Origin of the sequence: uncultured Sphingomonas sp., assembly GCF_946477935.1 — a bacterium.
Taxonomy (GTDB): domain Bacteria; phylum Pseudomonadota; class Alphaproteobacteria; order Sphingomonadales; family Sphingomonadaceae; genus Sphingomonas.
Map to the genome: position 1 here is coordinate 1 of NZ_CAMLAC010000122.1, position 10458 is coordinate 10458.

Genomic DNA, 10458 nt, shown 5'->3' on the forward strand with positions numbered 1-10458 from the left:
TCGATCCCCGCGTGTGCGGGGGAGCCATGGCCGAGATTGAGGAGCACGCGCACGCCCGGGGTCGATCCCCGCGTGTGCGGGGGAGCCCCCGTCGAGACGCTCAAGCGCCTTGCGGGAAAGGGTCGATCCCCGCGTGTGCGGGGGAGCCGGGCCGAATAATCCGGCAGCGGTCCCCCAGGAGGGTCGATCCCCGCGTGTGCGGGGGAGCCGCCTGCACACACAATGATCCGGGTAGTCAGGCGGGTCGATCCCCGCGTGTGCGGGGGAGCCTCTGCCAAGCAGATGGCTGTTTTCGTTCACAATGTCAAAGAAGTCCCGTTCAATCCGCGTTTGCGGCCGCTTCTCGGGATGGCAGCGCGCGGCGCACTAGCAGGATTCCGTCATGCGCCACGACGTCCTTTGGCGGCTCGCCCAGCGTCGCCAGGCCCAGTCCGCCTGGGGCGGCCGCTTCGGCCCAGCACATCACGATGCTGCCACGCCGCAGGCGTCCGTGCCATTCCTCCACCACGGCCCAGATGCGCGCGCGCACGCCCGCACTCATCCGCGGCTGGGCATAGACGCCGGGTGCCAGTTCCAGCATCGCGGAGCCCAGAAAGCCGCGATAGCGATCCTCAACATCGCGGGTGATGATCACCGTCAGCGGCATCAGCCCGCCTCCCGATCGAGCGCCCCCGGGTTGGTTTCGCTCAGCTCCGGCGGGGCCGCCTCGGCCGGTACCCCGCCCGGCATCAGCAGCGTCTTGATCCGGTCGATCATGCCGGGGATCAGCGCGCGCTGGCGAAACAGCAGCGCGGCGCGCTTGCGCACCAGCCGCTCGATCGGCGCGGCGCCACGGGCACGCGCTTCCCGCACCGCCCCGAACGCGATGTCGAGCAGCACGTCGTGTCGGTACAGGTCGGCGATGTCCAGCACGAAGCTTTGCCCTGAGTCCTCATGCACGAAACCCAGTTGCGGGATCGCGCCGGTGGCTGCCACCGCCACCGCGGCAGCCGCGTTCATCGCCGATCCGGCATGGTTGATCGCCTGGTTCGCCAGGTCGCCGGCTTCCGGGTTCTCACGGTCGTAGCGCCGGCCGTGCCAGGGGATGCCGTGGCGTTCGGCGGCCAGCACATAGGCGCGCTTGATACGCGCGCCTTCCTGGCCCCGCAGTACCGCAATGTCGCGCGTCCGCACGATCTCGCCGAACCGCATCGCATACATGGCGCGTGCGGTTTCCATGCGCAGCTTGGGGTCGGCCCAGCGGCGCACCTGTGCCCGGGCCAGCGCCGAACTATCGGGCATCAGCGGCGGCGCGGTATAGAAGCGCACTGCTCCGTCGCCGATCGCCGCCAGCGCACAGCCATGCCGCGCCAGCAGCCGCAGCGCATCGTGCGTCACGCTGGAGCCGGGGCCGAGCAGCACGATGGAGATCGCGTGATAGGGGATCTGGTAATCGCCCGCGACCAGATCGCCGCCGCCCGCGGTCACGAAGCGCAGGCAGCCATTCTCCACCTCCAGCCGGCCGCGGTCCAGCCAGACCAGCCCCTGTCGGTCGGCATGCGGAATGCGCGCCCGCTCCAGCCCCAGGCGGCCGGACAGCATCTAGCCCGCCCGGCCAGGCGCCGAGAGCAGAAGCATGCCATAACCGAATGCCGCATGCCGCCCGACGCCGCGCGCCAACAGCTCCGCAAAGCCTTGTGGATCGACAATGGTCAGCGTGCCGCCCATCACCGCATCCGGCCCCTCGACGGCGCGGGTGCGCGCACCGCCGGGGCGATGCGTGCTGCGGCGCGCGCGCGATCGGCGGAACTGTCGCAGCCCGGCGCTGTCCAGCGTTGCCACGCCTTCCAGCCGGCGGGCGAGCCACTCGATATACACCGCCTCCCGGTCGACCTCGCGGGCATCGCCGCCGGCGGCGACGACGCGCTCGCCCGCCGCGACATGTGCATCGATTTCGCCGGCGTTGCGCTGCCACGCGCCCGCGCGCTCGGAGCGCGCCGCGCGGATACTTTTGCCGAAACGGACCACCGGCCGCACCCGCACCTCGAAGCCATAGCGTGCGCCTTCGCGCCACACCGCCGGCATCGCCTGCGCCTGCCATGGCCCGGTGAACACAGCCCGCAGCAGATCGTCGGCAACCGGCAACGCGCCGGCATCGTCCAATGCAAGCGGATCGGCGGTGTAGCCCAGCAGATGCGGTCCGGAGCCATGCTCGGGCAGGAAGCGGAAGGGCTGCGGCCCGGTCGTGCCGAACCGGTCGCGCAGGGCACGGTGCAGCGCATAGCCGCCGTCATCGTCATCGATGCCATGTACGGCGGCAAAGGTGGCGAGCGCATGCAGGTCGAGCGGCACGCGGACCAGATGCAGCGTCACGCCGCCACCTCCGGCCAGTGCAGCCGTCCCTGCATCACACGGCGCAGGCCGGCATGGACGCCGGCGGGCCAATGCCGCTCGTCGGTCAGTTCCTCCTCCTGGGCGCCGGCGACCAGCGTCGCGTCGGGCGCTTCCCCGATCGGCCACTGCGCGCGCAGCGTGTCGTGGCGGGGAGGGGGCGCATCCATCATCGCCAATCCCGCCACCAGCGCCGCCGGGATCGTATCGGCCTCCACGAACCCACAACAAAGCGGTCGCGACGGCACGAACGGCTTGCGCCCGATGAACAGCGGCCGCTCGGGCCGGATCAGCGCCGCGGCCAGCCCATCCAGATCGGGCGCCTCGTCCGCCGGCGCCAGCCGGAAGGCGATCAGCACGCGGGCATCCGCATCCATGTCCCGGTAGCGGATATGCGGCGACCTGTACGTCTCCGCGCCGCCCGCACGGCCCTCCACCCGCCCGCGTGTCGTCCAGCCGCGATCGTTCGCGCCCAGTTGCGCGGTCTGGAACTCGCGCTGACGCTGCCCTTCGGCGACCCGCGCCGATCCCATCACGATCCGCGCCTGGAGCGCGGCATGCGCGTCCGCGTCATGACGCTCCCAGCCCAGCGCATTGGCGAGCAGCCCGGCGAGCATCGACTTGGCCGGAAAGTCCCGCACCACGCCGTACGCATCGACCAGATCGCCCCCGAAGCTCATCAACGGCGCATCGAGATCGAGGAGAAGATGCCGCATCAGATCGCCGCATCGCGGACGAGGCCGCCAGCCCAGGCCGCCAGTTCGCGCAAGGATCCACCGGGAACACCATCCAGCGCAAGATCGGGCAGGGCGGCATGACGCCTTGCCTCACCGGTTTCATACATGGCGTCCATCGCGCCTAGATGCGTTAGCAACGCTGCCGCAGTCCGGTTGCCCAGCGAGCCATTGGAATCGCGGTCCTCCAGTGCCACCGCATCGCGAAACGCATTGGCCAGCGTGCGTGGCTGGCGGTCGCCCGCCTCCACCATCACCAGCTCGGCGCGGCTGTAGGGCGCGGTCGATCCCTTCTTGGCGCCCGGCGACACCTCGGCGACCAGATGCACCAGATGCTCCACCACCTGTGCGGCCAGCGCCCGGTCGTGATCGCCCGCCCAGTCGCTCCGCGCGCACCCGGTCAGGTTCGATACCAGCAGCGGCACGTCCACCACGACATAGCCGTAATAGAGCCCGGAGGTCAGTTCGGTATCGAACACGCCCGCCGCGCCGGCATCGTCGCCCTGTTCGCGGCTGCGCAGATCGTCCACCACGGTGAAGTAATCCAGCTCCGCCTGTTCGGCATGGACGGTAAAGGCATGCGCGACATGGATCGCCGCATCGCGATTGGCGCGGGTGTCGCTGGTCACCATCCGCCCGAACAGTGCAGCCTCCAGCGAGGCGGCCAGGATATTCTGGTCGCGCAACTGGTTCAGGTTCGCCTTTTCCTCCTTGATCCACGCCTCGGCCGCGCTCTTGGCCGCCGCGGCGTCGGGGTTCTCCGACAGGATGCGCTCGGCCTGTTCGCGCATCCACGCCAGTTCCGGCCGGCCGAACAACAGGGCCTGGCGCTGCTGCGAATCCTTGGCGTTCTTGCCGTAGAATTTGGTCAGAAAGGCGAGTTCGACCGCATCCACCGCCTTTTCGTCGAAGCGGGTGCGCAGCGGCCCCGTCACCTCGCGCTCGATCGCGCGCTTGGTGCGCACACCCTCCACGCCGTTGCGCTTGGCCAACTCGTGGAGCGCATGGCGGTCGTCCGCCATCCGCCAATGCCGCTTCAGGCATTGCGAGGAAATGCGTGTGCGCGTCGCGGAGCCGAAGGGCAGGCGCTTGGCCAGCCCGGCATCGTCACGATTGAGCAAGGCGCCCGGCCACGCCGCCAGGAAGTGGATCTGGATGAACTTCGGCATCACATCGGCATTCGTCGTATCAGGCGTCACTCGAAGTCCCCTCCTCGGACCGCGCGGCGGCGGCATAATAATCTTGTGCGATGCGGATGCGCGCGGCCTCCGCCTTGCCGGTATCGCTGCCGACCAGATGATAGAGCGTCCACAGGTTGATCGGATGCTTGCCCTTCTGCGCCAGCACGCGCGCGACGCGCCGTACCTGGTCGTGCAGCGCCTCGCCCCGCACCGCGAGCAGGCGCAGCAGCCGGTTCTCGGAATAATCGGCATCGCGCAGCGCGGAGCCCAGGCGCCGCCCCTCCGCATGCGCCTGCGTCGCGCCGGTGCCGGACAGGATCGCCGCGACATGCGCGACCAGCCGCCAGCGATCGAAATCCGCTCCCTGCGTCTGTTGCGGCACCCGGGCGCGCGTCAGCAGCTTTATCACCGTCCCATCCGCGGCATGCGAGCGGGTAAGATCCATCCGCCGCAGTCCCGCCCGGTCTCCGGTGGAAAGAAAGCGGATCTGCCCGGCGATCGACTGCATCCAGTCCGCTTCCTTCTTCGCGGACGCCATTGCCGGAGCAGCGGCTGCTTCACTCGCCATGTTCGGCCTCCTTCATCCACTTCCCCATCTGTCCGTCCAGCACGGCGCGGCCGCGGGCCTTGGCACGCACGCGGCGCATCTCGGTGCGCGGTGCCGCCGCGGCCGCAATCTCGAACACCTCGCCGGCCATGATGCGCAGCCGTCCGCGCCATTTCAGCCGGTGGTTGGCGTCGTCGTTCGCCGCCTCCGACCAGAAATCCTCATCGAAAAAGTCATGATCGACCATCCGGTTGAAGTGATCCAGCCAGCGTTCCGTCTTCTTCTTGGCGGCATCGTCATCCAGCCGCGCCTGCTCCGGTCCACCCTGCACCAGCGAGATCAGCGCACGGCGCAGCCGCCGCCCGGCCTCGCCCGCCTCGTCGGCGCGCTTGCCTGCGACATGACCGATCCGGTCGAGCGGCGCCTGTTCCCAATCGTCGATATCCTCCATCCGGCTGGTCCGCACCGCGCGGCGGTGCAGCCCCTCGGTCTTGCCCTGACCACGCACCAGGGCGGCAGCGACGATCGACAGGTTTGCGCGATCGTCGCTGTCATTCGGCTCGGCCAGCAGGGGCAGGGTGATCCTGCCCGTATCCAGCAGTTGCGCCATCTGGCGATAGCCGAAACCCGCACCCGTCGGCGTATGGCTGGAGGATCCATCCGCCTTCAGCGGCGCCCATGGATCGCCGGTCCTGCCCTTCAGCTCGGCCGCCGCGACCCGCGCGCATTTCGACCCAGCCGCCAACCCCTCGATCCCGCCCGTGCCGGTTCGGTGCAGCCGAACCCGCCGGCACACCTCCACATAGAGTTCGTCCAGATCACCGAACGCCAGCGACAAGGTGCCGTCCCATGGCTGCGTCCACAGCAGGGGAGTGCCGCCACGCCGATCGGGGCGTGCGCGCGCATCCGCCACCAGTCGCAGCACGTCGCGTCGGAATGCCGCCGCGGCACCGCCCGTACCCGGCCGCACGCCCAGGCTCATCCGGCTGGCAAAGCCGCCATTCATCCGCGACACGCCATAATTACCGGCACCCAGAAACCCTTCAGTCGTCTGCAAGGTGACAAGCGCGAACAGCCATTCCTCGTCGCTCGCCCCCGCCATGCGGCTCTGCTTCAGGTCATGATTCTTGGCGGTCACCAGCATGTCGAGCGCGTCGGGCGTCGCGAGCCGGCTCTTATAGTCCGCCCGGTTGCCCGCCGTGACGACCGGCGGTTGCAGCAGTGCCGGCTTGGACCAGTCCTCCACCACCAGCGCCCAGGCTTCGCCATCGGGATAGTCGGGCGTCAACCCGATCAGCAGGTCACGCCACGCATCCTCGCTTTCGGGGAGCGTATCGATACCGGCCCGGATCAGTGCCAGCGCCGCCACCTGAACCGTAAAGGCATGCCAAGGCTCACGCTGATGCGGCCGCAGGGCAGGGAAGCTCCACGCCTCGCCCCGCGACAATGCAGCAAACACGCCGAACAGCGAGCCGCAAAACGCTGCGCCATCCCCATCACGCCACGTAATCATAATATCTTCCTGCCTTCATAGAATAAGAAGGCAGGTGTCCTGTCAACCACATCTTTCGGCATCCAGATCGAAATATCCGTTACATCTTTAATCTGCTATTTACCTGTTCATCGACGCCAGAGCGTGATCTAAATCAGGTTGCGGAAGTTCCGGGCAAGCAGTCGCCGTCATCGCCCCATCCCCCGAGCAACGCCGCCCGATCCGTCAACACCGTCGGCGCGGTCAGCGCCCGGTCCAGGTACAGGTTGCGCGCTTCGCAACTCGTCTCCGCCACCAGCAGACAGCTATGGCAGGCCGCGCCACTCAGGGCGCGCTCGTCGCCATGCGCGTCCGGATCATGCTCGGCGCAGATCGGGTCGCCTGAACACAATGCCAGCCGGTCCAGCGCCCGCTCGGCAATCGCGCCCAGCCGGGGCAGCACGGCGGTCAGCCCGCCCAGCGTGCCCTGTGCGCCCGTGGTGGCGGTATAGAGCAGCAGGCCGAACCGCTCCCCCTCGTCATCCACGATCGCATAGAGCCGCTCCTTCAGCGCGGTCGCCGGGTATCCACAGTCCAGCGCGATCTCGTTCATCAACGCATGCGAAAAGCCGTGCATCGCGTAATAGGCCAGCCCCGGAAAGCGCAGCTTGTCACCATAGGCCTGGTTCGCCCGCCACCGGTCATATCCCCGCAGCAGCGCATCAGCGCGCGATGCCACCGCCGGCCGCGCCAGCCATGCCCGGATCGCCTCTGGATCGAAGCGCAGGAAGATGCCTTCGCCCAGTTGCTCGACTGCGGGCAGCCATTCCAGTTCGGTCGCCAGCGCGGCGCCCTCGACCGCCAGGTACAGCTCCTCCAGATCGCCGTCGATCGCGGTCGGTGCCGCCTCGAACCGGGTGAAGCCGTACAGGCACGCCACCTCGCGCAGCCGGTGGACCGCCACCGCCGACGCGATCGGCGCCAGCCGCGCCCGCGCGCCGTCCCACTCATTCCGGCTGAGCGTGCGTGCGTGCAGGCGCGCATCGGGTGTGTCCGATCCGATCTCCGCTGCGCCGCTGGCAAGCAGGTCGAACTCCGCCACCTTGGGGGCCTTTTCCAGATTCTGATGCCCGCGTGCCTTCAGTTGCGCGACCCGCGCCACGATCTCCGCATCGCTCCACCCGGCAAGGGCGGCGCGCAGCGGCGGGTTCGAGCGCCGCGCCATCGCCATCTCCGCAGGTGTCGTCACCCAGTCGATCGCATCCATATGCCCCTCGACCAGCCGGGTCAGCTCGTCCTCGGCGGCGGGCAGCGAGATGACGGTCAACACCTGCGGAAAATAGGCGTTGGTCGCGGTTCGTGTCAGGAAGCGCAGGTTCTCGTCGCATTCGCCCGGCTCGTCGGTGCGCAGCCACGGGCGTTTCCCGCGACACTTGCCGAAGCGTCCGTCCGCCTGCGCATCGCGCAGCGACAGCGCCGCGCCGCATCCGCACACGATCCGGGTGGAAGCGGGATCGCCCGAGGTGCCGCGCTCCTCCAGCCATAGCGGCTGGACGCAGCGGTCTCCGGACATGCCGACATGCACGGCATAGCTCCAGTCGATATCTTGCAGATGCCCCTTCTTGCACCCTGCGACGAAGCGGATCGGGGTGACCGCCACCCGCCGCCCGTCATCGTCGATCAGGTCGGCGCGACCTCGCGGGTTCAGGTCGCGCCAGCGCACCAGCCGGCGGCGGTGCATGTCGCCCGCATCTTCCGCATCGCGCGCGACGAACCAGGCGGGAAAGATCCGCGCCTCCACCCCCGGCGGCTCGCCCGCACCGCTGCGTCCCTCGTCATCGGCGGGCGGAGTACGCAGGCTCAGCCGCACGCCGTCGCCCAGCCGGCCGTTCGCCCGCAGCAGTGCCTCCAGCACCGCCACCGCGCGCGGCTCATGTACCGTGCGCCAGCTTCCCCGCTCGCGCATGTGCCACAGGTCCAGCCCGCCGACGATGACGGAGCGGGTCGGCAGGTCCACCATCGCGCCCGGCCCGAAGCCCAGCACCAGTTGCGACTGCCGCAGCGTCACGCGTTTGCCGCTCATGCCATGTCCCCCGCACCCGATACCCGCTCGCCATCCGGCCCGCGCGGGCGGATCAGCACGCCCGGCTCCACGTCGCGCATGCTCCACCCCGCCTGGAAGCGTCGGTGGGCCGGCTCCAGATTGTCCAGCACGGGGTCGAGCGGGGGATGGAGCAGCCGCTGCGGCCGATCCTCGTAGCTGAAGCGCCCGCCCGCCGCGGTCTGCGCCGCCGCCACCGCGACCCAGTCGTCCAGCAATCCCTCGATCGCCGCCGCCAGCCGCGCCTTGCCGCCGGCGATATCGTCCGGCGCCCGGTCCACCAGATGCCGCACCACCGCCGCCCGCGTGTCGGGTGCGTTCGCCAGCGCATCCACCGCCCCCGACGGCGTCAGCGCCGGATCGAGGTGCCGTGCGATCGCCACCACCACCGCCGCGAGCGACCGGTCGAGCGCGCGGGCCGACCAGGGCGTCACGCTCGTCGCCTCCACCGCGCGGTAGAAGGTGTCGTGGAAATGCCCGAACTGTTCGAAATGCATCCGGTCGCGCGGCCGGTGGACGTTCAGCACGACGACGACCAGCCCCGGCCGCGCCGGATTGCGCCCGACCCGGCTCGTCGCCTGGATATACTCCGCCGCCGTCTTGGGCTGCCCCTGCACCAGCATCAGCCCCAGCCGGTCGATATCCAGCCCGACCGAGATCATGTTGGTGGCGAGCGCGACGTCCACTGGCTGGGCTCCATCGCCCCCGAACCCCGCCTCCAGCCGTCGCTTGGCGGCCGCCACCTGATCGGTCGACACGCGCGAGGTCAGCTCTACCGGCTCGCCGAGCGTCCGGTCGCCGAACGGCCGGTCGGCGGGCTCCAGCCGCCGCCGCTGCGCGCCGTAATGCGCGGCGCGCGCCGCCACCTCGTCCTCCACGATGCGCCGCGCCCCGCCCAGTTCGCGCAGGGCGTTGAAATAGCACAAGGCGGTCAGATAGGCGTCCGCCTCTCCGCCCTCATCCGCCAACCCCTGTGCGCCTGCCAGCAGCGTGACCAGCGCCTGCAGGAACACCAGCTTGGGTCCGCGCCCCGCCGCCGCGATCCCGACATACCAGCGCGCCGGATCGTCCGCGCTCTCCGGGTTCGTCACCGCAAAGAAGCTGTCGCGCCGGTCGAGCCCGGGCGGCGGGAAGATGTGCGTTTCCCCCCGGTCGAACAAGGCGGCGATCTGGTCGCGCGCGCGCCGCACCGTCGCGGTGGAGGCGACGATCTTGGGCCGCACCCGCTGACCCTCCACCATGCGCGTCGCCAGCCGGTCGATCGCCGCCTCGTACAACCCCGCCACCGTGCCCAGCGGGCCGGAGATCAGGTGCAGCTCGTCCTGTATGACCAGATCGGGCGGGGCCAGCCGGTGGCCGCCGTCCAGCGCGTGGCCCACCCCCGGCTCCGCCGCGCCGAAAAAGCCGCTGGCGTCCACCCGGTCGACATGCCCGAAGAAGGCGCCCGCCTGGCCGTTCCACGGCAGCGCGGCGAACTTGTCCACCGTCGCGATCAGGAAGGCGGGCAGGCGGCGATAGATCGCCTCGTCCACGCTCACCACCGGCAGCGGGCGATCGCCGGTGAACGGGCATGCCATGTTCACGCAGCGCAGTTCCAGATTGGTCGGCGCATCGGCACTTGGCACGCAGCGGAAGCTTTGCGGGGTGAAGGCGGTGCCGCACCAGGGACACGCCTTGATCGGCGCCGGCGCCCGCGCATCGCGCCCGCTGGCATAGGCGCGCACCCGCTTCACCGCGGTGCCCTCGCTCTTGTCGCCCTTGCGCCCCAGCCGGTTGGGGCTCGCGTCCGAGCCGACCCACAGCCCGATCTCGATCGGCCAGTCGCCCAGCATCCGCCGGCCGTCGCCGTCACGATAATCCGGCCCCTCGCGCAGCAGTTCCAGCGCACATACCAGCCCCGCTGCACGCCCCAATTGATCCAGCGTCAACAGCCGGAGCGTGTAGCGCATGATCACTGCCACCCCTGCGCCCAGCACCCCGCTCGCCCCCAGCCGTCGCAGCGCGATGGTAAAGGCGGCAAGGCCCAGATACGCCTCGGTCTTGCCGCCTTTACC

8 protein-coding genes, 1 pseudogene and 1 CRISPR repeat array are annotated in these 10458 nt (G+C 69.7%); all 9 genes and pseudogenes read right to left on the reverse strand.

Going from position 1 to position 10458, the window contains the following annotated elements:
* Positions 1-270: a CRISPR direct-repeat array (repeat unit 26 nt; unit sequence TCGATCCCCGCGTGTGCGGGGGAGCC).
* A gap of 49 nt (positions 271-319) precedes the next feature.
* On the reverse strand, positions 320-646 hold the full coding sequence (cas2e, locus tag Q0U08_RS12920; protein ID WP_298091803.1) for a type I-E CRISPR-associated endoribonuclease Cas2e: 327 nt from the start codon (positions 644-646) through the stop codon (positions 320-322).
* Positions 646-1581, reverse strand: coding sequence for a type I-E CRISPR-associated endonuclease Cas1e (gene cas1e, locus Q0U08_RS12925; protein ID WP_298091804.1), 936 nt, complete (start codon positions 1579-1581; stop codon positions 646-648). Before cas1e ends, cas2e begins: the two co-directional genes overlap by 1 nt.
* A complete protein-coding gene (locus Q0U08_RS12930) occupies positions 1582-2352 on the reverse strand; it encodes a type I-E CRISPR-associated protein Cas6/Cse3/CasE (protein WP_298091805.1) in 771 nt (256 codons plus the stop codon).
* On the reverse strand, positions 2349-3086 hold the full coding sequence (cas5e, locus tag Q0U08_RS12935; protein ID WP_298091806.1) for a type I-E CRISPR-associated protein Cas5/CasD: 738 nt from the start codon (positions 3084-3086) through the stop codon (positions 2349-2351). The genes Q0U08_RS12930 and cas5e overlap by 4 nt, the downstream gene beginning before the upstream one ends.
* Positions 3086-4303, reverse strand: coding sequence for a type I-E CRISPR-associated protein Cas7/Cse4/CasC (cas7e, locus tag Q0U08_RS12940; RefSeq protein ID WP_298091807.1), 1218 nt, complete (start codon positions 4301-4303; stop codon positions 3086-3088). Before cas7e ends, cas5e begins: the two co-directional genes overlap by 1 nt.
* Positions 4293-4853 carry a type I-E CRISPR-associated protein Cse2/CasB gene (gene casB / locus Q0U08_RS12945; RefSeq protein WP_298091808.1) on the reverse strand — a complete coding sequence of 187 codons (561 nt, stop codon included), beginning with the start codon at positions 4851-4853 and terminating at the stop codon, positions 4293-4295. The genes cas7e and casB overlap by 11 nt, the downstream gene beginning before the upstream one ends.
* A complete protein-coding gene (locus Q0U08_RS12950; RefSeq protein ID WP_298091809.1) occupies positions 4843-6345 on the reverse strand; it encodes a hypothetical protein in 1503 nt (500 codons plus the stop codon). Before Q0U08_RS12950 ends, casB begins: the two co-directional genes overlap by 11 nt.
* 133 nt (positions 6346-6478) lie before the next feature.
* Positions 6479-8386, reverse strand: coding sequence for a DUF1998 domain-containing protein (gene drmB / locus Q0U08_RS12955; RefSeq protein WP_298091810.1), 1908 nt, complete (start codon positions 8384-8386; stop codon positions 6479-6481).
* Positions 8383-10458: pseudogene (locus Q0U08_RS12960) on the reverse strand (hypothetical protein); the annotation flags it as partial. The pseudogene Q0U08_RS12960 and the gene drmB, both read right to left, overlap by 4 nt.

Bases quoted from the DNA above. Each gene is read 5' to 3' on its own strand.
- cas1e (WP_298091804.1), bottom strand. From the start codon at position 1,581: ATGCTGTCCGGCCGCCTGGGGCTGGAGCGGGCGCGCATTCCGCATGCC.
- Q0U08_RS12950 (WP_298091809.1), bottom strand. From the start codon at position 6,345: ATGATTACGTGGCGTGATGGGGATGGCGCAGCGTTTTGCGGCTCGCTG.
- drmB (WP_298091810.1), bottom strand. From the start codon at position 8,386: ATGAGCGGCAAACGCGTGACGCTGCGGCAGTCGCAACTGGTGCTGGGC.
- casB (WP_298091808.1), bottom strand. From the start codon at position 4,853: ATGGCGAGTGAAGCAGCCGCTGCTCCGGCAATGGCGTCCGCGAAGAAG.
- cas5e (WP_298091806.1), bottom strand. From the start codon at position 3,086: ATGCGGCATCTTCTCCTCGATCTCGATGCGCCGTTGATGAGCTTCGGG.
- cas2e (WP_298091803.1), bottom strand. From the start codon at position 646: ATGCCGCTGACGGTGATCATCACCCGCGATGTTGAGGATCGCTATCGC.